The sequence below is a fragment of the Delftia sp. WSY_12 genome (assembly GCF_043104645.1).
Lineage (GTDB): Bacteria > Pseudomonadota > Gammaproteobacteria > Burkholderiales > Burkholderiaceae_C > Comamonas > Comamonas tsuruhatensis.
The window spans coordinates 109,129-132,431 of the sequence record NZ_JBICKW010000022.1 but is presented as its reverse complement, the minus strand read 5'-3'; the positions used below and the strand labels follow the sequence as shown (position 1 = coordinate 132,431).

The following is a 23,303-nucleotide window of genomic DNA, read 5'->3' as shown; positions in this document are numbered from 1 at the left end:
CGGAGCTTTCTACAATGGCGCCCATATGTTTGTCCATTTGCGCCTGCACACCGAATTTTCCGTCGTGGACGGAACCAACCGCATCAACGCCATCGTCAAGGCCGCCGCCGAGGATGGGCAGGTCGCACTGGCCGTCACAGACTTCAACAACCTGTTTGGCGGCGTCAAGTTCTATCGCGAAGGCCGGGCCAAGGGCGTCAAGCCCGTGCTGGGTGCGGAAATCCAGATCGAGGGCGAAAACGGCGCCGCGATCTCGCGCATCATCGTGCTGGTGCAAAGCCCGCTGGGCTACCACAACCTGTCCGAGCTGCTGGCCCGGGGCTGGACCCGCAATGTGGTCAAGGGCCAGGCCGTGCACACATGGGCCTGGCTGCAGGAGCTGGGCGAAGGCCTGATCGTGCTGGCCGGCGCCCAGGCCGGCCCGGTGGGCCAGGCACTGATGCGCGGTGACGAGGCCGGCGCAGCAGCCGTCGCCCAGCGGCTGGCGAGCATGTTCCCGCACCGCTTCTTCATCGAGCTGCAGCGCGCAGGCCGGCCTGACGACGAAGCCCATGTGCTGGCCGCCGTGCAACTGGCCGATCGCCTGAACCTGCCCGTGGTCGCCACGCACCCCATACAGTTCTTCGGCCCCGACGACTACGAAGCGCACGAGGCGCGCGTGTGCATCGCCGAGGGCGAGATCCTGGCCAACCCCAAGCGTGTGCGCCGCTTCACGCGCGACCAGCATTTCAAGACCGTCGCGCAGATGCAGGCGCTGTTTGCCGACATTCCCAGCGCCATCGCCAACACCGTGGAAATCGCGCGTCGCTGCAGCCTGACGCTGGTGCTGGGCAAGCCGCAGCTGCCCAACTTCCCCGTGCCCGAAGGCATGACCATGGACGAGTTCTTCCGCCAGGAGTCCTTTGCGGGACTGGAGGAACGCCTGGTCCATCTCTATCCCGACCCCGCCAAGCGCGAGGCCCAGCGCGAGCGCTATGTCGAGCGACTGGAGTTCGAGATCGGCACCATCCTCAAGATGGGCTTTCCGGGCTACTTCCTCATCGTGGGTGACTTCATCAAGTGGGCCAAGCTCAACGGCTGTCCCGTGGGTCCGGGCCGCGGATCGGGCGCGGGCTCGCTGGTGGCCTACGTGCTCAAGATCACGGACCTGGACCCGCTGGAATACAACCTGCTGTTCGAGCGTTTCCTCAATCCCGAGCGTGTGTCCATGCCCGACTTCGACGTGGACTTCTGCCAGGCCAACCGCGACCGCGTCATCGACTATGTGAAGCAGCTGTACGGCCGCGACGCCGTCAGCCAGATCGCCACCTTCGGCACTATGGCTGCGCGCGCGGCCATCCGCGACGTGGGCCGCGTGCTGGACATGAGCTACACCTTCTGCGATGGCATCTCCAAGCTCATTCCCAACAAGCCTGGCCTGCACGTCACGCTCAAGTACCCGCCCAATCCCAAGAAGGAGGGCGACAAGTACACCTACGCTATCGAGGCCGAGCCCATGCTGGCCGAGCGCATCGACAAAGAAGAAGACGTCAAGACACTGATTGAAATGGCTCAGAAGCTCGAAGGCATGACACGCAACATCGGCATGCACGCGGGCGGCGTGGTGATTGCCCCGGGCAAGCTGGCCGATTTCTGCCCGCTGTACCAGCAGCCGGGCAGCGACTCGGCCGTGGCCATGTACGACAAGGACGATGTGGAGGCCGTGGGCCTGGTGAAGTTCGACTTTCTGGGCCTGGCCACGCTGACCATCCTGGAGATCGCGCGCGAGTTCATCATCAAGCGCCACAAGGGCCAGGAGAACTTCGCATTCGAGAACATCCCCCTGGACGATGCGCGCACCTACCAGCTGTTTTCCGAGGGCAAGACCGAGGCCGTGTTCCAGTTTGAATCGCGCGGCATGCAGGGCATGCTGCGCGACGCCAAGCCCAGCCGGCTGGAAGACCTGATCGCCCTGAACGCCCTGTACCGCCCGGGACCCATGGACCTGATTCCCAGCTTCGTGGCGCGCAAGCACGGCAAGGAAGTGGTGGAGTATCCGCATCCGCTGGTCGAAAAGGTGCTGGCCGAAACCTACGGGATCATGGTCTACCAGGAGCAGGTGATGCAGACCGCCCAGGTGCTGGGCGGCTACTCGCTGGGCGGCGCCGACCTCTTGCGCCGTGCCATGGGCAAGAAGAAGGTCGAGGAAATGGTCATGCACCGCGGGATCTTCCGCGAGGGCGCGGCCAAGCAGGGCATCAGCGAGGAAAAGGCCGACGAGGTCTTCGACCTGATGGAGAAGTTCGCGGGCTACGGCTTCAACAAGTCGCACGCCGCCGCCTACTCGCTGCTGGCCTATCACACGGCCTGGCTGAAGGTGCACTACACGGCCGAGTTCTACTGCGGGAACATGACCGTGGAAATGGACAACACCGACAAGCTCAAGGTGCTGTACGAAGACGCGCTCAAGATGGGCATCAGCTTCGAGCCGCCGGATGTCAACCGCGGCATGTACCGCTTCGAGCCCGTCACCGACAAGGTCATACGCTATGGCCTGGGTGCCATCAAGGGCACGGGCCAGCAGGCCATCGAGGCCATCATCGCGGCCCGTGAAGGCCGCGGCGTGGGCCCGCGCGGCGCCGACAAGGGGCCGTTCAAGAGCCTGGCCGACTTCTGCGTGCGCGTGGACCGCACGCGCCTGAACAAGCGCACGCTGGAAGCCCTGATCAAGGGCGGTGCCTTCGATGCCATCGAACTGAACCGCGCGGCCCTGGTGGCCTCCATCGACCATGCCTTCGAGTTCGCCAACAAGACGCTGGCCAATGCCAACCAGGGCGGGCTGTTCGACATGATGGGCGAGGACGCCGTGGGCTCCAGCACCCAGGAGCCGCCCCTGGCCGATGCCTTGCCCTGGGGCGTGAAGGAGAGGCTGACCCAGGAAAAGACCGCCGTGGGCTTTTACCTGTCGGGCCATCTGTTCGACGAGGTCGAAAAGGAGGTGCGCCGCTTCGTGCGCACGCCGCTGGCCGAGCTGCGCGACAGCCGCGAGCCCCAGACCCTGGCCGGCATCATCAGCGACTTCCGCGCCATCAACGGCCAGCGCGGGCGGCTGGGCCTGTTCAAGATCGATGACGGCTCGGGCGTGATCGAGGCCTCGGTGGACGAGAACACGCTCAATACCTATCGCGATCTGCTCAAGGACGACGAATTCGTCGTCATCACCGGGCGCCTGCAACTGGACCACTTCAGCGGTGGCCTGCGCATGAAGGCACAGCAGCTGTTCAACCTGGCCGATGCGCGCTGCCGCTTCGCGCGCTACCTGCAGGTCAGCGTGGGCGAGAAGATGCCCGACGTGGTCGGCCTGCTGCGCCAGTTCCCCGCCGTGGTGGAGCAGGGCGAGCATGGCGAGCTGCAGCGCGGCATGAAAGTGCGCCTGGGACTGGTCTGCGAGGACGAGCGCGGCTCGGCCAGCTGCGAGCTGGCCCTGGGCGACGGCAGCCGCTTCTATCCCAGCGACGCGGCCCTGGCCGCCTGGTATGCCCAGGCGGGCAGCGCCCAGGTCAAGGTGGTCTACGAATGACGCGCAAGGTGGCGCAGCGTCCGGTGGCGGCAAGCAGGCACTGCTTTGGTGCGTGCTGGCCAGCCCGGGCAGGCGCCGCGCTTGAATTCTTCAGGCACGCCTCGCATATCCCTTCCGGAAAACAGTGGCTCCGATGGCTAGAATGATTTTCATGGCAACCCAACCCCCTTCGACCCCTCCTGCCATTCCCACAGTGCGGCCCGTGTCCGATGACGACGGCGCCGTGGTGCTGGAGCGGCGGCGCCAGCGCGTGCAGCCGCCGCAGATGTACCAGGTCGTGATGCTCAACGATGACTTCACGCCCATGGAATTCGTCATCATCGTCCTGCAGGAACTCTTCGGCAAGGACCGCGAAACGGCCACCCAGATCATGCTCAAGATCCATCTCGACGGCCGCGGCGTCTGCGGCGTGTACTCGCGCGATGTGGCGGCCACCAAGGTCGAGCAGGTGCTGCAGGCCGCCCAGAAAGCGGGCCATCCGTTGCAGGCCATGTTCGAGCCTGTTGAATAAACCCGGGCCGCCCTGATTTATGGTTGCAGTCAATAATCCCCAGCAAGCGAAAAGGAGTCATCAATGATCGCCCAGGAACTGGAAGTCAGCTTGCACATGGCCTTTGTCGAAGCACGCCAGCAGCGCCACGAGTTCATCACCGTGGAACACCTGCTGCTGGCCCTGCTGGACAACCCCAGTGCAGCGGAAGTGCTGCGCGCCTGCTCAGCCAACATCGATGACCTGCGCTCGGCCCTGTCCAACTTCATCAAGGACAACACGCCCCAGGTCGCGGGCACCGACGAAGTGGACACGCAGCCCACGCTGGGTTTCCAGCGTGTGATTCAGCGCGCCATCATGCATGTGCAATCGACCGGCAACGGCAAGAAGGAAGTCACGGGCGCCAACGTGCTCGTGGCCATCTTCGGCGAGAAGGACTCGCATGCCGTCTACTACCTGCACCAGCAGGGCGTGACGCGCCTGGACGTGGTCAATTTCATCGCCCACGGCATCAAGAAGGGCGAGCCGCCCGAGCCTGCGAAGGCGGAGAACCCTGCGGAATCCGAAGAGGGTGCCGGTGGCGAACGCAACGAAAAGGCCTCGCCCCTGGAGCAGTTCACGCTGAACCTCAACCAGGCGGCCAAGGATGGCAAGATCGATCCGCTGATCGGGCGCGACTACGAGGTCGAGCGCACCATCCAGATCCTGTGCCGCCGCCGCAAGAACAACCCGCTGCTGGTCGGCGAGGCCGGCGTGGGCAAGACCGCGATCGCCGAGGGCCTGGCCTGGCGCATCACCGAAGGCAAGGTGCCCGAGGTGCTGACCGAGGCCGTGGTCTATTCGCTGGACATGGGCGCGCTGCTGGCAGGCACCAAGTACCGTGGCGATTTCGAGCAGCGCCTCAAGGGCGTGCTCAAGTCGCTGAAGGACAAGCCCAACGCCATCCTGTTCATCGACGAGATCCACACGCTGATCGGCGCGGGCGCCGCTTCGGGCGGCACGCTGGACGCGTCCAACCTGCTCAAGCCGGCGCTGTCCAGCGGCCAGCTCAAGTGCATCGGCGCCACCACGTTCACCGAGTACCGCGGCATCTTCGAGAAGGACGCGGCCCTGTCGCGGCGCTTCCAGAAGGTGGATGTGGTCGAGCCCACGGTGGCCGAGACCGTTGACATCCTCAAGGGCCTGAAGTCGCGCTTCGAGGAGCACCACAGCGTGCAGTACGCCGCCGCCGCCCTGCAGGCTGCGGCCGAGCTGTCGGCCAAGTACATCAATGACCGCCACCTGCCCGACAAGGCCATCGACGTGATCGACGAGGCCGGCGCCGCGCAGCGCATCATTCCGGTGGAGCAGCGCAAGCAGACCATCGACAAGGCCGAGATCGAGGCCATCGTGGCCAAGATCGCGCGCATTCCGCCTGCCAACGTGTCCAACGACGACCGCAGCAAGCTGCAGACGCTGGAGCGCGACCTCAAGAGCGTGGTCTTCGGCCAGGACAAGGCGCTTGAGGCGCTGGCCTCCTCGGTCAAGATGGCGCGCTCGGGCCTGGGCAAGCCGGACAAGCCGATCGGCTCCTTCCTGTTCTCGGGCCCCACCGGCGTGGGCAAGACGGAAGCGGCCAAGCAGCTGGCCTACATCCTCGGAGTGGACCTGATCCGCTTCGACATGTCGGAGTACATGGAGCGCCATGCCGTCAGCCGCCTGATCGGCGCGCCTCCGGGCTATGTGGGCTTTGACCAGGGCGGCCTGCTGACCGAGGCCGTGACCAAGAAGCCGCATTCGGTGCTGCTGCTCGACGAAATCGAGAAGGCACATCCGGACATCTTCAACGTGCTGCTGCAGGTCATGGACCACGGCACGCTGACGGACAACAACGGGCGCAAGGCCGACTTCCGCAACGTGATCCTCATCATGACCACGAACGCGGGTGCAGAGACCATCAACAAGGCCTCGATCGGCTTCACCAACCCGCGCCAGGCCGGCGACGAAATGGGCGACATCAAGCGCCTGTTCACGCCGGAGTTCCGCAACCGTCTGGACGCCATCGTCAGCTTCAAGCCGCTGGACGAGCAGGTCATCCTGCGCGTGGTCGACAAGTTCCTGCTGCAGCTGGAGCAGCAGCTTGCCGAAAAGCGCGTGGAGGTCACCTTCACCGACGCGCTGCGCAAGCACCTGGCCAGGAAGGGCTTCGATCCGCTCATGGGCGCCCGTCCCATGCAGCGCCTGATCCAGGACACCATCCGGCGCTCGCTGGCCGACGAGCTGCTGTTCGGGCAGCTGGTCGACGGTGGCCGCCTGGAAGTGGACTGGGTGGTCGATGCCGACGACGCCGAAAAGGGCGAAGTCAGGCTCGACATCACGCCCCAGCCCAGGCAGGATCCGGCTTCCGAGCCGGCCGAGCCCAAAGAGGCCACCGCCGACTGATGTGCATCGCCTGATGCCCATCGCGCAAGCCGACAGCCCCCCGGGCTGCCGGCTTTTTCTTTGATCCGCCCGAAGGAGTCTTTGTGGAGTGGCTTCGTCAGTACCTGACCCATGAGAATGCGCTGCTGCTGCTGTCGGTGACCTGGTCGGTCTATGTGGTGATCGTCGCGGTGTGGATCCTTTTGCAGCGCAGCGCGCCCGTGGCCACGCTGAGCTGGCTGCTGTCCATGGCGGCGATTCCCGTGGGCGGGCTGGCCATCTACTATTTCTTCGGCCCGCAGCGGCTCAAGCGCCAGCGCATCAAGCGGCTGCGTGCGCGAAAGACATCGCGTGTGCGAACAGGCGTGCAGCGGCTGCGCGAGCGCATGCCCGGCAGTCCCGAGCGCCTGCACCAGGTCGCGCGACTGGTGGCCGCCACCAGCGACTTTCCGGTGAGCACGGCCACCGACCTGCGGCTGCTGGTCGGTGGCGCGGCCACCTTCGACGCCATCATCGACGCGGTGAATGCCGCGCGCCACCACATCCACCTCGAGTACTACATCTTCGAGCCCGACCAGACCGGCACGGCCCTGCGCGACCTGCTGATACAGCGGGCCCGCGCAGGCATACAGGTGCGCCTGCTGGTGGATGCCCTGGGCTCCAAGAAGCTGGGGCGGCGCTTTCTGCAGCCGCTGGAGGATGCGGGCGCCGAGGTCGCGCTGTTCCATGGCACCAAGATCGGCCGGCGGCTGCGCCCGGTCATCAACTTCCGCACCCACCGCAAGATCCTGGTGTGCGACGGCAAGGTGGGCTTCACGGGCGGCGTCAACGTGACCGACGAAGAGAACGCGCGTGTCATGCCCGATGCCTACCACGACGTGCACCTGCGCCTGGAGGGCGCCATCGTCAACTGGCTGCAGACCGTGTTCCTCGAGGACTGGGCCTACGCCCTCGAAAAGGACCCCAAGAGCGAGCCCGCCGACATCGACCTGCTGCTGCCGGACGCGCCCGAGGGCCCGCTGCCCGTGCAGATCATCACCTCCGGCCCCGACAACGGCCTGCAGGCCATCTACCGCGCCCATCTTGCGGCCATCAACGCGGCCGAGGAGCGTGTCTGGCTGACCACGCCGTACTTCGTTCCCACGGAGGCCGCGCTGGCCGCGCTCACCAATGCCTCGCTGCGCGGCGTGGATGTGCAGCTGCTGGTGCCGCGCCGCTCCGATTCGGCCCTGGTCACGGCGGCCGCGCGCTCCTACTACGACGAACTGATCCGCTGCGGCGTGCGCGTCTACGAATACAAGGCGCGCATGCTGCACTCCAAGACGCTGGTGGTGGACGGCAGCATCTCCATCATCGGCACGGCCAACTTCGACTACCGCAGCTTCTTCCTGAACTACGAAGTCTGCGCCATCGCCTACGGGCCCCAGCTCAATGGCGACCTGGCGCGCCAGTTCGAGCTGGACCTGGAGCAGGCGCAGCGCGTGCATTTCAAGCGCGACCTGGGCTTCGCACTGCGCCTGTTCGACTCTGGCGCGCGCCTTTGCTCACCCTTGCTGTGATGTCCGGACGCACTTTTTTCGCAGGCATACTCGCCCGATGGCCCATACCTTCTTCTGGCACGACTACGAGACCTTCGGCGCCCAGCCGCGCTATGACCGGCCCGCGCAATTCGCGGGCATCCGCACCGATGCGGAACTCAATGAAATCGGCGAGCCCGTCATGTGGTACTGCCAGCCGGCAGGCGACTACCTGCCCGATCCGCAGTCCTGCCTGATCACCGGCATCACGCCCCAGCAATGCCTGGAGCAGGGCATGCCCGAGGCCCAGTTCGCCGCCCGCATCGAGGCGGAACTGGCCCAGGCCGGCACCGTGGGCGTGGGCTACAACACCATCCGTTTTGACGACGAGATCACGCGCTTCATGTTCTGGCGCAACCTCATCGACCCCTATGCGCGCGAATGGCAAAACGGCTGCGGGCGCTGGGACCTGCTGGACGTGGTGCGCATGGTCTATGCGCTGCGCCCAGAAGGCATTGTCTGGCCGAAAACGGAGGATGGATCTCCAAGCTTCAAGCTCGAGGACCTGGCCCGCGCCAACGGCCTGCTGCACGAGAAGGCGCACGATGCCCTGTCCGACGTGCGTGCCACCATCGGGCTGGCCCGGCTGATCCGCAAGGTCCAGCCCAGATTGTTCGACTTCGCCTTCTCGCTGCACAAGAAGGACCGGGTGCTGCAGGAAATGGGCCTGCCGGCCGAGCCGGCGCATGCCAGGCCCTTCCTGCACGTCAGCGGCATGATCCGGCCCGAGCGCGGTTGCATCGCCGTCATGTGGCCGCTGGCCACGCACCCCACCAACAAGAACGAGATCATCTGCTGGGATCTGGCGCAGGACCCGTCCGAGCTGGCCTCCATCGACGTGGACACGCTGCGCCTGCGCCTGTTCTCGCGCGCGGCCGACCTGCCCGAAGGCATGCAGCGCCTGCCCATCAAGAGCATCCACGTCAACAAGTCGCCCATGGTGGTCGGCAGCCTCAAGACGCTGAGCCCGGCCATGGCCGCGCAATGGGGCATCGATGTGGAGCAGTGCATGGGCCATGCGGCCATTGCACGTGACCTGCCCGACATGAGCGCGCTGTGGCGTGCCGTTCACCAGCGCCCTGCGCAGGAAGGGCTGGATGCCGACCAGGACCTGTACGGCGGTTTCGTGGGCAATGAGGACCGGCGCCGCCTGAACCACCTGCGCAGCCTGTCCGCGCAGGAGCTGGCGCTGGACCGCACGGGCTTCGACGATGCCCGCCTGACCGAGCTGCTGTTCCGCTACCGCGCCCGCAATTTCCCCGCCAGCCTGAACCCGGCCGAGCGCCAGCGCTGGCTGCAGCACTGCGCGGCCTGCCTGATCGAAGGAAAGGGCGGCGCACGCACGGCCGAGCAGATGTTTGCCATGGTCGATCAGCTATCGGAAACTGCCGACGAGCGCGGCGAGGAAATCCTGGGGGCGCTGTATGACTATGCCGAGGCGATCATGCCGGAACTTTAGTTCCCCCTGAGCCGCTGCGCGGCTTCTCCCGAGAGGTGCGACACCCTCGCGGCGGGGTGGCCGGCGTAGGCACTTGCTCGGTCTTCCTCGCCTTGGACCGCGTCGGCTTCAGGCGCAGCGCCCATTTGTGCCTTCAGCCAAAGAACTTGTAGCAGACCACGATGGCCGCCACCACGCCGGCCAGTTCGGCGATGAGGGCGCAGGGCACGGCGTGGCGGGCACGCTGTATGCCCACGGCGCCGAAGTAGACGGCCAGGACGTAGAAGGTGGTTTCGGTGCTGCCCTGGATGGTGGCGGCCACCAGGGCGGCGAAGCTGTCCACGCCCTGGGTCTGCATGGTCTCGATCAGCATGGCGCGCGCCGCGCTGCCCGAGAAGGGTTTGACCAGGGCCGTGGGCAGGGCGTCCACGAAGCGGGCGTCCATGCCCATGGCATCGACCACCCAGCGTATGCCCGACAGCGCATACTCCAGCGCGCCCGATGCGCGGAACACGCCCACGGCGCAGAGCATGGCCACCAGGTAGGGCAGCAGGCCCTTGGCCACGTCAAAGCCTTCCTTGGCGCCCTCGATGAAGCTGTCGTAGACCGCGACCTTGCGCCAGGCGCCCAGGGTGACGAACAGCACGATCAGGGCAAACAGCGTCAGGTTGCCCAGCAGCGATGACAGCTGGGCCAGTGCGGCCGCCGACAGCGTGGCCAGAAAGGCCATGAAGCCCGCCAGCGCCAGGCCCAGCGGCAGCAGATAGCCCAGCACCACGGGGCTCCACAGCGGCAGCCTCTGCACGGCGGCCACTGCCAGCAGGCCGACCAGGGTCGAGGCCGAGGTGGCCAGCAAGATCGGCAGAAAGACCAGGGTGGGATCGGGCGCACCCTGCTGCATGCGGTACATGAAGATGGTCACGGGCAGCAAGGTCAGCGACGACGCATTGAGCACCAGGAACAGGATCTGCGCATTGGTGGCGGTGTCGGGCCGGGGGTTGAGCTCCTGCAGCGAGCGCATGGCCTTCAGGCCCATGGGCGTGGCCGCGTTGTCCAGTCCCAGCCCGTTGGCCGCGAAGTTCAGCGTGATCAGGCCCAGGGCCGGGTGGCCGCGCGGCACCTCGGGCATGAGCCTGGCGAACAACGGGCCCAGCACGCGCGCCAGCCACTCCACCACGCCGGCCTTCTCTGCGATGCGCAGAAAGCCCAGCCACAGCGTCAGCGTGCCGAACAGCAGCACCATGACCTCGACCGACAGCCTGGCCATGGCAAACAGCGCCTGCACCATGGCCGAGAAAATCCCGGCCTGGCCGCCGACCAGCCATTGGGCCAGCGCAGCCACGGCCGCCACCAGAAAAAAGCCCAGCCACAAGGCATTCAGCATGGATTCCCGTCCCTCACGAGGCAATTGCAAGCCGCCATTGTGGGGCCAGCCGCAGGACTTACGGGCCAGGGCGGCAGGGCATTGACAGGGCTCCGTTATCCTCGCGGCCCCGTGGTCCGAGGACCGCACCATTGCTGCAAAGGATTCCATGCCCCAGGTGATAGGACAGGTGAGCGTCGCCGTGCGCGACTATGACGAGGCGCTGCGCTTTTATGTGGGCGCGCTGGGCTTCGTGCTGATCGAGGACACCGCCCTGTCCGAGGGCAAGCGCTGGGTCACCGTGGCTCCCGGTGGCGGCGGTGTGCGCCTGCTGCTGGCCCGCGCCACGAATGAGGAACAGGCCGCGCGCGTGGGCAACCAGACGGGCGGGCGCGTGTTCCTGTTCCTGCAGACCGACGACTGCCTGCGCGACTTCGAAGCCTACCGCTCGCGCGGCGTGCGCTTTGTGCAGGAGCCCCAGCGCAAGCCCCACGGCACCGTGGCCGTGTTCGAAGATCTCTACGGCAATCTGTGGGATCTCATCGAGCCGCATCCGGCGCGTTGAGGGCCGAAGGCGCGCTGCTTCAGCGGCTGGCCACGATGAACAGCCTGGGGAAGGGCAGCAGCACCGTGCCATCGTCCAGCGTGGGGTAGGCCTGGGAGATGGCCTGCAGATACGCTGCGTAGAAGCCGGCCTTTTGCTCCTCATCCAGCGGCGCGACGAAGGGTCGCAGCGCCGAACCCTTGAACCACTCAACCACCGCGGCATGGCCGCCCGCCAGCGGGTGGAAGTAGGTGGTGCGCCAGACATCGACGTTGCTGCAGTGCGGGCGAAGCAGGGCGTAGTAGAAGTCCGCGCTGTGACGTGCGGGGTGGCGCACATCGCCAATCGTGGCAGCCCATGGGCCGCTGGCGGCCACTTCGCGCGCCAGCCGGTGGGCCGGTTCTTCCAGGTTGTCCGGCGTCTGCACGGCCAGGCTGCCACCGGGGGCCAGGTGGCTGACGAGGCGCGGGTAAAGCTGCTGGTGGTCGGGCAGCCACTGCAGCGAGGCATTGGCCAGGATCACGTCCTGCGGCTGGTCGGGCTGCCAGGTGGCGATGTCGGCCAGGCGGAAGGCCGTGCCCGGCAGCCGCTTGCGTGCGGCATCCAGCATGTCCTCGGAGTTGTCCAGTCCCGTCACGGTGGCCCCGGGGAAGCGCTGGGCCAGGACCTCGGTGGAGTTGCCCGGGCCGCAGCCCAGGTCCACGGCCAGCCGCACGGCGCGGCCAGGCAGATCGGGAATGGCGGCCACCAGGTCGCGCACGGGGCGGGTGCGTTCCTGCTCGAACGTTGTGTACTGCTTTGCGGACCAGGTCATCGTGTTGCCTTTCAGGTAGGTGTGTTTGTGGGGCGCGAGCGTAAATCCGTCCATCCATGATTGCAAATGCCACAATCGAAGCCTTCCCATACCTTGAAAGTATTGATGTGCCCGAGCTTCGCCAACTGCGCGCCTTTGTCGCCATCGCCGAGGAAGGCCACATCACGCGCGCGGCCGAGCGCCTGGGCATGCAGCAGCCGCCGCTGACGCGATTGCTGCAGGGCCTGGAACACGAATTGGGCGTGGAACTGGTGCAGCGCCTGCCGCGCGGCGTGCGGCCCACGGCGGCGGGGCTGGCGCTGCTGGAAGAGGCCAGGGCGCTGCTGGCCCGCTCCGATGGGCTGGCCGAAGTGGTGGGCCGTGCCGCCCGCGGCGATACGGGCCGGCTGGCCGTGGGTTTCACCAGCTCTGCCGCACTGCATCCCTTCGTGCCCGGCGTGCTGCGCATGTTCCGCCAGCAGGTGCCCGGCGTGGCCGTGGCGCTGGAGGAGGCGGGCACGGGCGAGCTCATGGATGCATTGCTGCAAGAGCGGCTGGACGCGGCCTTTGTGCGCTCGCCCCTGCACGGCAGCCAGGGGCTGCAGGCCGTGCCGATTCTGGAGGAGCCCATGCTGCTGGCCCTGCCGGCAGGGCATGCGCTGGCACGCCCATTGCGCCGGCCCGTGCCTTTGCCGCAGCTCGCCTCGGAGGATTTCGTGCTGTACCGGCGCAGGGTGGGGCAGGGCCTGTACGACGCCATTCTCAAGGCCTGCCTGGAGGCCGGTTTCAGCCCGCGCGTGGTGCAGGAGGCGCCGCGCATGACGGCGACGCTGAGCCTGGTCTCGGCAGGGCTGGGGCTGTCCATCGTGCCGGCCTCCATGCAGCGCCTGCGCAGCGACGGCATTGCCTACCGCACGCTGTCGCAATGCCCGGGGCTGGCCGCTCCGCTGCATCTGGCCACGCGCGTGGGCGATGCGTCTGCGGTGCTGCGAAGGTTCCAGGACCTGGTTGCCACGGCGGCCGTGGCGGAGTCCTGAAGGTGCGGACTATGGTGACCGGGTTGCTGCGCGTGCGGCAGCGCGAGGACCGCCGCGCTGCCTGACCACGGTGCGTGCGCAGTCCACCAGCCTGTGGATCAGCGGCAACCGTGCCGACGAGCGCAGCCACATCACGCCAAAGCGCCGCGACTGCGATTCCTCGGGCAGGGCCAGTCGCACCACGCCCTGGCCATCGGGCAGGTTCAGGGCCGTGTCGGGCACCAGGGAGACGCCCAGGCCCCTGTCCACCATCATGGCAATCGCCACCAGCGAGCTCAGTTCAAAGCGCTCCTGTGGAGCGATCTGCGCGGCGCGCAGGTAGCGCTCCACCATCTGGCCGCCGCCCAGGCTGCGGTCATAGCGGATCAGCGGCTGGGTGCGCAGCAGCGTGTGCGGGTCCAGGTGCGCCAGCTGGCGCGGCACCAGCAGCACCAGCGGCTCCTCGCGCAGCAGTGTCCAGTCGAAGGTCTTGGCCAGGGCGAACGAGGGGTGCAGGCAGACCGCCGCATCCAGCTCGCCCTGCCGCACGGCCTCGTACAGCTCGCGCGTGGTGGCCGACCGCAGGAACACCTTGGCGTCGGGGCACTTCTTCACGAAGCCGGCCAGGATGTCGGGCAGCAGGCTGTGCAGCGCCGTGTTGATGGTGCCTATGACCAGTTCCCCGGCCGTGCCTTCCTGGCTGACATGGGTCTTGGCATTGGCCAGTTCGCGCAGCAACTGCGGCGCGGATTGGGCCAGGCGGTGGCCGGCCGGGGTGGGCAGCACGGTGCGGCCTGCGCGGGCCAGCAGGGGGGCGTCGAACTCGCGCTCGAGGATGCGGATCTGCTGGGCCACGGCGGCGGCCGTGATGTCCAGGCGCCGCGCGGCCTCGGCCATGGAGCCGGTCTCCACCACGAGCAGGAAGCTGTGCAGGTAGCTGGTTTCCATAAACAAAGAATTTGTGTGGTTTGAACAAATATTACCTGTGTTTCTCTTGGCTTTCTGCCGCCCACAATGCGGGCCATGAGAAGCAAACTGTTTGTTCCCGCATCGCGTCCCGAGCTGTTCGCCAAGGCACTGGCCGGCGAGGCCGACGCGCTGTCCTTCGACCTGGAGGACGCGGTGGCCGAAGCGCGCAAGGACGAGGCGCGCAGCCTGCTGCGCAGCTTCCTGCTCAGCCCTGAAAGCCGGGGCCATGGCAAGACGCTGATCGTGCGCGTCAACGCCATGGATACGCCGCATTTCGGCGCCGACATCGCCGAGATGGTGCGCGACGGCGTGCACCTCATCAACCTGCCCAAGCCCGAGACCGTGCAGCAGGTGCGCGAGGCCGCACAGCGCATTGCCGATGCGGCAGATGCCAACGGCGTGCCCCAGGCGCCTGGCCTGCTGCTCAACATCGAAACACCCCGCGCCCTGCGCTGCGCTGCCGAACTGGCCGGCGCCCACGCCAGCGTGGCCGGCCTGCAGATGGGGCTGGGCGACCTGTTCGAGCCCTTTGGCGTGAACCGGCGCGAGCCCGCCGCCATTGCCCAGGTGCTGCTTGCCGTGCGCATGGCCGCTGCCGAGGCAGGCATCTATGCCTATGACGGCGCCTTTGCCGACATCCGCGACAGCGACGGCTTCAGCGCCGAGGCGCGGCTGTCGCGCGGCCTGGGCTTTCTGGGCAAGACCTGCATACACCCCAGCCAGGTCGCGCTGGCCAATGCGGTCTACCAGCCGACCGAGCAGGAGATTTCCCACTCGCTGAAGGTGGTCCAGGCGGCCCGCGAGGCTGACGCCAATGCGCTGGGCGCCTATGTGGTGGACGGAAAGATGGTGGACAAGCCCTTTGTGCTGCGTGCCCAGGCCATCGTGGCTGCGGCGCATGCACAGGGGCTGCTGGTGGCCTGAATAGGGTTCTGGCATTCCGGTGTACCGGCGTCCTGCATGCCGTGCACCACAACGACAAGAAACAGGACAGGAGACAAAGACATGAGCATTTCGCATTGCCGCACGCGGCGCAGGCTGGTGGCGCTGGCGGCCACGGCAACGGTGGCCACGCTGACCGGGCTGGCTTCGCCGGGATTGATGGCGCAGGGCGCCTTCCCGTCCAAGGCCATCACCATGGTGGTTCCCTATCCGCCGGGAGGCTCCAATGATGTGTTCGCACGCCAGGTGGCCAAGGAAATGGGCGATCTGCTCAAGCAGACCGTGATCGTGGACAACCGGCCCGGTGCCAGCGGCAACACCGGCACGGCCTCGGTGGCCAAGGCGACGGCGGACGGCTACACGCTGGTGGCGGTGTCGTCGAGCATGACCACGAATGCCGCGGTGCAGGCCAAGATGCCCTTCGACCCCGTCAAGGACCTGGCGCCCGTGGCCATGTTTGCCAAGGGCCCGCTGGTGGTGGCCGTGAACAACGAATTCCCGGCCAGGACGCCGCAGGATCTGGTGCGCGCCATCAAGGCCAGCCCGGGCCAGTTCAACTACGCCACCTCGGGCACCGGCAGCATCAACCACTTCGCGACCGAGATGATGCGCTCCATGGTGCCGGGCATGGACATCATGCATGTGCCCTACAAGGGCCAGGGTCCGGCCGTGACCGACGTGATCGGCAACCAGGTGCAGATGCTGGTCTCCAGCGGCCCGTCCATCCTGCCCATGGTGCGCAACGGCAAGCTGCGCGCCATCGGCATCACCAGTCTCAAGCCCAGCCCCATTGCGCCGGACCTGACGCCCATGGCAACAGCCATCCCGGGCTACGAATTCGATCTGTGGTGGGGGCTGCTGGCGCCTGCGGGCACGCCAGCCGACATCGTGGACCGCCTCAACCAGGCCGTGAACCAGGTGCTGGCCAAGCCGACCATCCAGGCCAGCTTCCTGCGCGAAGGCGCCATTGCCAACCCCGTGACGCCGCAGCAGTTCGCACAGGTGATCCGCAGCGACGTGGCGCGCTGGAAGCAGCTCGCCAAGGACCGCAATATCCAGGCCGATTGAACCCGGCCTTTGGCGGGAGGCGCCCCAGGCCTTCCCGCTTCCCTATCAGGAGAAACGAATGAGTTTTGTGCCCGGTGAACGCCAGGGACCGAAAGGCCCGCTCAGCGGTGTGCGCGTGCTGGATCTGAGCGCCTATATCGCGGGGCCTTATGGCTGCTCGCTGCTGGCGGACCAGGGCGCCGAGGTGATCAAGGTCGAGCCGCCCGTGGGCGACAACCTGCGCAAGTACCCCTCCACGCTGGAAGCTGAAAGCCGCGCCTTCCTGGGCGTGAACCGCAGCAAGTGGGGCATGGTGCTGGACCTGAAGAACGAGGCCGACCACGCCGTGCTGCTGCGCCTGGTGCGCGAGGCCGATGTGCTGGTCCACAACTTCCGGCCCGGCGTGCCCGAGCGGCTGGGCATCGGTTTTGCGCAACTGGCCGCCATCAACCCACGCCTCATCTATTGCAGCGTCACCGGCTATGGCAGCCGCGGGCCGCTCAAGGCCAAGGCGGGCTACGACCAGGTGCTGCAGACCATGACCGGCATGTGCGCCATGCAGGGCAAGGCAGGCGGGCCGCCCGAGATTCTCTACGGCTCCGTGGTGGACTACTACGCCTCGGCCCTGGTGGCGGGCGGCGTGTCGTCGGCGCTGTACGAGCGCGAGAAAAGCGGGCTGGGCCAGCATGTGGGCGTGTCGCTGCTGCGCGCGGCACTGACCATGCAGTCCGCACGCATGGTCTGGGCCGAGGGCGAGCCGCGCGAGGTGGGGCGCGACATGCGCTCCGGCGGCATCACGGGCATCCACCCGACGCGTGAAGGACATCTCTACATCTCGGCCAATACCGCGCATTTCTGGGAGGCGCTGTGCCGCAAGCTGGGGCTGCCCGAGCTGGCCGGTGACGAGCGCTACGACTCCGTGCGCAAGCGCGCCCAGCACCGCGACGTGCTGGTGCCCCTGCTGCGCCAGGCGTTGGCGGGGCGCAGCGCGCTGGAATGGGAGGCCTTGTTCGGTGAGGAAGTGCCCTGCGCGGCGGCCCGCACGGTGGAAGACATGTTCGACGACCCGCAGGTGCAGGCCGAAGGCATGGTCACCCGCTTCGAGCACCCGACCCTGGGCAGCTACCGGGGCTTTGCCGGCGCCGTGGAGTTCGACCGCACGCCCGGCCCGCCGGCCTTTGCCGCGCCCACGCTGGGCCAGCATACCGAGGCCCTGAAGGCCGCCGCGCAAGAGAGCCGCTGATGCAGGCACTGCCCGCAGGCGCCTGCGACGCCCATCTGCACGTCTTCGATCCGCGTTTTGATACGCGTTTTTGGGCCGAGGCTCCGCAGGCCATGCGCGCCCATGCCACGGCTGCCGACTATGCGCAGCTGCGCGGCGCCATGGGGCTGGAGCGCGCCGTCATCGTCCAGCCGCGTGCGCATGGCACGGACAACCGGGCCACGCTGCACGCCATCCAGTCCCTGGGCGCAGCAAGCACGCGCGGCATTGCCGTGGTGCACCCCGATATCACCGACGCACAGCTGCAGGCGCTGCATGACGGCGGCATTCGCGGCATCCGCTTTTCGCTGCATACCGAGCACGATGCAGCCGTGCGGCTGGACATGCTGGAGCCGTTGGCCGAGCGCATTGCCGCGCTGGGCTGGCATGTGCAGCTGCACTGGCTGGCCAGCCAGATCGAGGCCCATGCGGCGCTGCTGCAGCGGCTGCCATGCACCCTGGTGTTCGACCACATGGCGCGGCTGGCTGACAGCACTGACGGCGCAGGCGTGCACCAGCCTGCCTTCGGTGTGGTCCGTGGGCTGGTGCAGCAGGGCAGGGCCTGGGTCAAGCTCTCGGGCCCGTATCTGAACAGCCGGGCGGGCCTGGCCGCAGGCTATGCCGATTGCGACGCGCTGGCGCAGGCCTGGGTGGCCGAGGCCCCGCAGCGCCTGGTCTGGGGCAGCGACTGGCCCCATGTCACCGAAGCTGCCCATCCGCCGCAGACCCCGATGCTGCTGGCCTTGTTGTCACGCTGGATTTCCGATGCGGCGCTGCGCGCCCGCGTGCTGGTGGACAACGCCGCCGAGCTGTACGGATTCGATTGAGGGCGCGGGGCACGCAAGCCTCGCAGCCCAGGTTTTCACCATGGAGCAACAGGAGACAGAAACGTGAAGAAGATCAAGACATTGCGGCCCGCCATGACGGTGCTGGCCTTGGGGCTGGGCCTGGGACTGGGACTTTTCCAGGGCACGCTGCATGCGGCCGACTATCCGGCCGCGCAGGCCATCACGGTCGTCGTGCCGTTCTCGGCCGGCGGCGGTGCGGACAATGCGGCGCGCATCATCGCCAAGGCGCTGGGCGAGGTCTCGGGTCAGACCGTGGTGGTGGACAACAAGGCCGGCGCCAGCGGCGCCATTGGTGCAGCCCTCGTGGCGCGTGCCAAGGCCGATGGCTATACGGTGCTGTATGACGCATCGTCCTTCGCCATCAACCCCGCGTTGCGCAAGCTGCCCTATGACCCGGCCAAGGACTTCATTGCCGTGTCCCAGGCCATCAGCGTGCCCAACATCCTCGTGGCGGCGCCGTCCTCGCCCTACAACAGCCTGGCCGACTTCATGAATGCCGCGCGGCAAAAGCCCGGCAGGCTCACCTATGCCTCCTACGGCCCGGGCAGCCTGGCCCAGATGGCGACGGAATTGCTCAAGGCAGACGCCAAGTTCGATGCCGTCCACGTTCCCTACAAGGGCGGGGCGCCCGCCATCGTCGATGTCATGGGCGGCCAGGTCGATGTGTACTTTGCCAACGCCGCCTCCAGCATCAACTATGTCAAGGGCGGCAAGCTCAAGGCGCTGGCCGTGTCCTCGGCCAAGCGCATGCCGGACCTGCCCGACGTGCCCACGGTGGCGGAAAGCGGCATCAAGGGCTTCGAGGTGACGGAGTGGAACGGCTTCTTCCTGCCCGCAGGCGCCGCGCCCGAGACCGTGCAGAAGCTGCAGGACCTGGTGCAAAAGGCCCTGGCCCTGCCGGCCACGCGCGCCAGCCTGGAGAAACTGGGCCTGACGCCCGTGGGCAGTTCCTCCGCCGCCTTCACGGGCTTCGTGGCCGCCGAGCGCAAGCGCTGGGATGCCGTGGTCAAGGCCAACGGCATCACCGTGCAGTGAGCCGCCGCGCGTGACGGGACTCAGGGCGTGGCGGTGACGCGCAGCAACTGCCCGCCCTGGGCGTCCGTCAGCAGGTAAAGCCAGCCGTCCGGTCCCTGGCGCACATCGCGCACGCGCTGGCCCAGGCGCGGCAGCACCTGCTCGCTGGCCGTCACCTTGCCGGACCTGATCGTCAGGCGCTCCAGCCGCTGGAACTTGAGCGAGCCCACGACCAGCGATCCCTTCCATTGCGCCCCATACCGGTCACTGGTCACAAAGGCCATGCCTGAGGGGGCGATCGACGGCACCCAGTAGTGCAGCGGCTGCTCCATGCCCTCCTTGCGCGTGATGCCGGCGCCGATCTTGCCGCCGCCATAGTTCTCGCCGTAGGTGATCACGGGCCAGCCGTAGTTCTTGCCGGGCTCGGGCCGGTTGACCTCGTCGCCGCCCTGCGGGCCGTGCTCATGCATCCACAGGCTGCCATCGGGCGCCAGCGCCGCGCCCTGGGCGTTGCGGTGGCCGTAGCTCCAGATCTCGGGCCAGGCATCCGCGCGGCCGACAAAGGGGTTGTCCCTGGGTACGCTGCCGTCCTTGGCAATGCGCACGATCTTGCCCAGGTGGCTTTGCAGGTTCTGGGCCTCTTCCTTGTAGCGCGAGCGCTCGCCCAGCGCCAGGAACAGCGTGCCATCGCTCTTGCCGTCCACCCTGCGCTCCACGATGCGGCAGCCGAAATGCAATGCGCTCGCGTACCTGGGGCGCTGCGAGAACAGCACTTTCACCTGCTCCAGCCGGCTGGCATCGTCGGACAGCCGGGCGCTGGCCAGCGCCGTGCTGTTCTTGCCGCTGTCGGCGCCGCTGCCGGGCTCGGAGTAGCAGAAGTACAGCTGGCGGTTGCGCGCGAAGTCGCTGTCCAGCACCACGTCCAGCAGGCCGCCCTGGCCTGCGGCCTCCACGGCCGGAAGGCCCGCCAGGGGAGCGCCCAGCCTTCCGTCGCCCTGCACGATGCGCATGCGGCCCGGCCGCTCGGTCACCAGGTAGCGCCCATCCGGCAGGAAAGCCATGGCCCAGGGGTGCTCCAGGCCTTCGGCGACGATTTCTGTGGAGAGGTTGGGGCTGGCGGCCCACAGTGCGCCCGACAGGCCCAGGGTGCTGATGGCGAGGGCGGCGGATAGGGATGGCGGCATGCCGATGCTCCTGTGATGAGGGGACAAGACGGGAAGCCGGATGCACCGCAGTTGACGTCGGCGGCGGTGCAGCGCAGGCAGGGGGCTTCGCACAAGCCAGCATCATGCACGACGCCACCAGAGCCTGCGGCGACCTGTCAACCACTGCGCAAAAAGCCCGCGCAGCCACTTGCGCGGGTGTATAAACAGCGCTCTTTCGGCGCCGGGCCGGGTCCCTGCGGGGGCGGGCGGCGGCGCCTCCTACCCACCAGAGAATCCGCAAGGGAAAAGCAGCCATGGGCGCGCAATGGAAAGCAAAGGGCAAGGCGCTGGTCGCCGACGCCAAGGGAAAGCTGTTTGGCAAGCTTGTCAAGGAAATCATCGTCGCGGCGCGCGCCGGCGCCGATCCGGCAGGCAACTCGCGCCTGCGCATGGCGGTGGAAGCCGCACGCAAGGCCTCCATGCCCAAGGACACGCTCGAGCGTGCCATCAAGAAGGGCTCGGGCGTGGGTGCCGATGCCGTCAACTACGAGCGCGTGGTCTATGAAGGCTACGGCCCCAACCGCGTGCCGGTGATGATCGAGTGCCTGACCGACAACGTGAACCGCACGGCGCCCAACATGCGCGTGTGTTTCCGCAAGGGCCAGATGACGGCCGTGGCCTGGGACTTCGACCATGTGGGCATGATCGAAGGCGAGCCCGAAGGCGGCGCCGATGCCGAACTGGCCGCCATCGAGGCCGGTGCACAGGATTTCGAGCCCGGCGAGGAAGAGGGCACGACGCTGTTCATCACCGACCCCACCGACCTCGATACCGTGAGCAAGGCGCTGCCGGCCCAGGGCTTCAAGGTGCTGTCGGCCAAGCTGGGCTACAAGGCCAAGACGCCGGTCAGCATGGCCAGCCTGTCGGCTGAGCAGCAGGAGGAAGTGCAGGACTTCCTGGCCGGCATCGAGAACGACGATGACGTGCAGAACGTCTACGCGGGCCTGGTGGATTGATGACGCTGTCCCCGCTGCCAAGCAAAAAAGCCGCACATCGTGCGGCTTTTTTGTGGGTGCAGGCGCCCAGCGCCCGGCGGCTCACTTGGTGCCGAAGATTCGGTCGCCCGCGTCGCCCAGGCCCGGCAGGATGTAGCCGTGGGCGTCCAGCTGGCGGTCCACGGCGGCCGTGTAGATGTCCACGTCGGGATGGGCCTTCTGCATGGTGGCCACGCCTTCGGGCGCTGCCAGCAGGCACATGAACTTGATGGACTTCGGGTTCAGCTGCTTCAGGCGCGCCACGGCGGCGGCGGCCGAATTGCCCGTGGCCAGCATGGGATCGACGACCAGCACGTCGCGCTCTTCCATCTCGGAGGGCATCTTGAAGTAGTACTCGACGGGCTGCAGCGTCTCGGGGTCGCGGTACAGGCCGATGTGGCCAATGCGCGCGCCGGGCACGACGTTGAGCATGCCGTCGAGGAAACCGTTGCCGGCGCGCAGGATGGACACCAGCACCAGCTTCTTGCCGTCGATGACCTTGCCGGTCATGGTCTCCAGCGGGGTCTCGATCTCGATGTCCTGCAGCGGCATGTCGCGCGTGATCTCGTAGGCCATCAGCGTGGACAGCTCGCCCAGCATGCGGCGAAAGCTGTTGGTGCTGGCTTCCTTGCGGCGCATCAGCGTGAGCTTGTGTTGGACCAGCGGGTGGTCGATCAGGTGCAGAGTACTCATGGTTTTCTTCTGGAAAAAAGGGCGCCGGTATTTTGGGGCCGGCGCCAGGGGTCGGTTCAGTCGTGCAGAAAGCGCGCGTAGCGCGCCAGGTCCACATTGCCGCCGCTGATGAGAATGCCCACGCGTGCGCCCGACAGCGCAACCCCGCCATGCAGGGCGCCCGCCAGCGAGAGCGCACCCGTGGGTTCGACCACGATTTTCTTGCGTTCCGCGTAAAAGCGCATGGCCTGCACCAGATGCTCGTCCGCCACGGCCAGGATATCTTCGACATGCTCGCGGATGATGGCGAATGTGATATCGCCGATGGACTGGGTCTGTGCGCCGTCGGCAATGGTGTGGGGCGTGGGGATCTGCACGATCCGGCCTGCGCGCAGCGACTGGCGGGCATCGTCGCCGGCCTGGGGCTCGACGCCGTAGACCTTGCAGCGCGGGGAGAGCTGTCCGGCTGCCAGCAGGCTGCCCGACAGCAGGCCGCCGCCGCCCAGGCAGACGAACAGGTAGTCCAGATCGGGCACCTCCTCGAACAATTCCTTGGCCGCCGTGCCCTGGCCGGCAATCACGTCGCGGTGGTTGAATGGCGGGATCAGCGTCATGCCGCGCTCGTCGGCCAGGCGCCGGGAGATGGCTTCGCGGTCCTCGGTGAAGCGGTCATAGGTCACGACCTGGGCGCCGTAGGAGCGGGTGGCCGCCATCTTGGAGGCAGGCGCATCCTCGGGCATGACGATGAGCGCGGGCATGTCCAGCATCTGCGCGGCCAGTGCCACGGCCTGGGCATGGTTGCCCGAAGAGAAGGCCAGGGCGCCGCGCTTGCGCTGCTCGGGCGTGAACTGCGACAGCGCGTTGTAGGCGCCGCGTATCTTGAAGGCGCCCGTGCGCTGCAGGTTCTCGCACTTGAAGAACAGCTGGGCGCCCAGCAGCTCGTCGGCGGTGCGGCTGCGCAGTATGGGGGTGCGGTGGGCCACGCCCTCCAGCCGGCCGGCTGCGGCGGCAACGTCGTCATAGGTGGGCAGCGAGGGAGGGCTGTTCGTCGTCATGGCGTGCGGTTCCGCAAAGTGGATGGAGGCGGTTTCGATCATAGCCGCATGCGCAGGCTTTCAGCGCCCTGAAATGCGCCAGCCGTTGCATGGCAACGGCTGGGTGCTATGGTGTTTGATGCGGCGCAGTGCCGGT

Annotated in this window: 19 protein-coding genes; 13 read left to right on the top strand and 6 right to left on the bottom strand. The window is 67.2% G+C overall.

The annotated features are described in order from the left end of the window. Positions 1-25 precede the first annotated feature (25 nt). From dnaE to sbcB, 5 genes are all read left to right on the top strand, one after another. Positions 26-3,559 (top strand): DNA polymerase III subunit alpha, encoded by a 3,534-nt coding sequence (gene dnaE, locus ACF8LI_RS12995; RefSeq protein ID WP_017404787.1) that lies wholly within the window; start codon positions 26-28, stop codon positions 3,557-3,559. Between the two features lie 133 nt (positions 3,560-3,692). Further along, the gene (gene clpS / locus ACF8LI_RS12990; protein WP_016454840.1) at positions 3,693-4,070 is read left to right on the top strand and encodes an ATP-dependent Clp protease adapter ClpS; all 378 of its coding nucleotides are present in this window, start codon (positions 3,693-3,695) and stop codon (positions 4,068-4,070) included. 63 nt (positions 4,071-4,133) lie between these two features. Then, positions 4,134-6,470, top strand: coding sequence for an ATP-dependent Clp protease ATP-binding subunit ClpA (gene clpA, locus ACF8LI_RS12985; RefSeq protein ID WP_016446866.1), 2,337 nt, complete (start codon positions 4,134-4,136; stop codon positions 6,468-6,470). A gap of 83 nt (positions 6,471-6,553) precedes the next feature. Next, a complete protein-coding gene (cls, locus tag ACF8LI_RS12980) occupies positions 6,554-8,008 on the top strand; it encodes a cardiolipin synthase (RefSeq protein ID WP_312839826.1) in 1,455 nt (484 codons plus the stop codon). A 37-nt stretch (positions 8,009-8,045) separates the two neighbouring features. Then, positions 8,046-9,485, top strand: coding sequence for an exodeoxyribonuclease I (gene sbcB / locus ACF8LI_RS12975; protein ID WP_312839825.1), 1,440 nt, complete (start codon positions 8,046-8,048; stop codon positions 9,483-9,485). Between the two features lie 133 nt (positions 9,486-9,618). Here sbcB and ACF8LI_RS12970 read toward each other — a convergent pair whose 3' ends face one another. After that, positions 9,619-10,848 (bottom strand): nucleoside recognition domain-containing protein, encoded by a 1,230-nt coding sequence (locus tag ACF8LI_RS12970; protein ID WP_017404792.1) that lies wholly within the window; start codon positions 10,846-10,848, stop codon positions 9,619-9,621. Between the two features lie 148 nt (positions 10,849-10,996). Here ACF8LI_RS12970 and ACF8LI_RS12965 point away from each other — a divergent pair, with 148 nt between their 5' ends. Then, positions 10,997-11,392 (top strand): VOC family protein, encoded by a 396-nt coding sequence (locus ACF8LI_RS12965; RefSeq protein ID WP_312839824.1) that lies wholly within the window; start codon positions 10,997-10,999, stop codon positions 11,390-11,392. Between the two features lie 19 nt (positions 11,393-11,411). On the opposite strand, the gene tam is transcribed toward ACF8LI_RS12965, so the two are convergent. Next, positions 11,412-12,185 (bottom strand): trans-aconitate 2-methyltransferase, encoded by a 774-nt coding sequence (gene tam, locus ACF8LI_RS12960; protein WP_312839823.1) that lies wholly within the window; start codon positions 12,183-12,185, stop codon positions 11,412-11,414. 107 nt (positions 12,186-12,292) lie between these two features. On the opposite strand from tam, the gene ACF8LI_RS12955 reads away from it, so the two are divergent. Beyond that, positions 12,293-13,201, top strand: a complete 909-nt coding sequence (locus ACF8LI_RS12955; RefSeq protein ID WP_193616004.1) for a LysR family transcriptional regulator — start codon at positions 12,293-12,295, stop codon at positions 13,199-13,201. Positions 13,202-13,210: 9 nt separating this feature from the next. Here the strand turns inward: ACF8LI_RS12955 and ACF8LI_RS12950 are convergent, their stop codons facing one another. Continuing rightward, positions 13,211-14,128: a LysR family transcriptional regulator gene (locus ACF8LI_RS12950; RefSeq protein WP_312839822.1), complete on the bottom strand. Its 918-nt coding sequence runs from the start codon at positions 14,126-14,128 to the stop codon at positions 13,211-13,213. 75 nt (positions 14,129-14,203) lie between these two features. On the opposite strand from ACF8LI_RS12950, the gene ACF8LI_RS12945 reads away from it, so the two are divergent. From ACF8LI_RS12945 to ACF8LI_RS12925, 5 genes are all read left to right on the top strand, one after another. Then, positions 14,204-15,073 (top strand): CoA ester lyase, encoded by an 870-nt coding sequence (locus ACF8LI_RS12945; RefSeq protein WP_016446875.1) that lies wholly within the window; start codon positions 14,204-14,206, stop codon positions 15,071-15,073. An 81-nt stretch (positions 15,074-15,154) separates the two neighbouring features. Next, positions 15,155-16,159: a tripartite tricarboxylate transporter substrate binding protein gene (locus ACF8LI_RS12940; protein ID WP_392412977.1), complete on the top strand. Its 1,005-nt coding sequence runs from the start codon at positions 15,155-15,157 to the stop codon at positions 16,157-16,159. A gap of 58 nt (positions 16,160-16,217) precedes the next feature. Then, complete coding sequence (locus ACF8LI_RS12935) at positions 16,218-17,381, top strand: CoA transferase (RefSeq protein WP_016454833.1); 1,164 nt, start codon at positions 16,218-16,220, stop codon at positions 17,379-17,381. Next, complete coding sequence (locus tag ACF8LI_RS12930) at positions 17,381-18,226, top strand: amidohydrolase family protein (protein WP_392412975.1); 846 nt, start codon at positions 17,381-17,383, stop codon at positions 18,224-18,226. The genes ACF8LI_RS12935 and ACF8LI_RS12930 overlap by 1 nt, the downstream gene beginning before the upstream one ends. 63 nt (positions 18,227-18,289) lie before the next feature. Beyond that, positions 18,290-19,282 carry a tripartite tricarboxylate transporter substrate binding protein gene (locus tag ACF8LI_RS12925; RefSeq protein WP_016453538.1) on the top strand — a complete coding sequence of 331 codons (993 nt, stop codon included), beginning with the start codon at positions 18,290-18,292 and terminating at the stop codon, positions 19,280-19,282. A gap of 20 nt (positions 19,283-19,302) precedes the next feature. On the opposite strand, the gene ACF8LI_RS12920 is transcribed toward ACF8LI_RS12925, so the two are convergent. After that, complete coding sequence (locus ACF8LI_RS12920; protein ID WP_046239341.1) at positions 19,303-20,445, bottom strand: PQQ-dependent sugar dehydrogenase; 1,143 nt, start codon at positions 20,443-20,445, stop codon at positions 19,303-19,305. A 275-nt stretch (positions 20,446-20,720) separates the two neighbouring features. On the opposite strand from ACF8LI_RS12920, the gene ACF8LI_RS12915 reads away from it, so the two are divergent. Then, a complete protein-coding gene (locus tag ACF8LI_RS12915; RefSeq protein ID WP_016446881.1) occupies positions 20,721-21,422 on the top strand; it encodes a YebC/PmpR family DNA-binding transcriptional regulator in 702 nt (233 codons plus the stop codon). A gap of 81 nt (positions 21,423-21,503) precedes the next feature. Here the strand turns inward: ACF8LI_RS12915 and upp are convergent, their stop codons facing one another. Both upp and ACF8LI_RS12905 read right to left on the bottom strand, forming a co-directional pair. Continuing rightward, positions 21,504-22,133, bottom strand: a complete 630-nt coding sequence (gene upp, locus ACF8LI_RS12910) for a uracil phosphoribosyltransferase (protein ID WP_012205354.1) — start codon at positions 22,131-22,133, stop codon at positions 21,504-21,506. Positions 22,134-22,189: 56 nt separating this feature from the next. After that, positions 22,190-23,167, bottom strand: a complete 978-nt coding sequence (locus ACF8LI_RS12905) for a threo-3-hydroxy-L-aspartate ammonia-lyase (RefSeq protein ID WP_026062217.1) — start codon at positions 23,165-23,167, stop codon at positions 22,190-22,192. Positions 23,168-23,303: the final 136 nt, after the last annotated feature.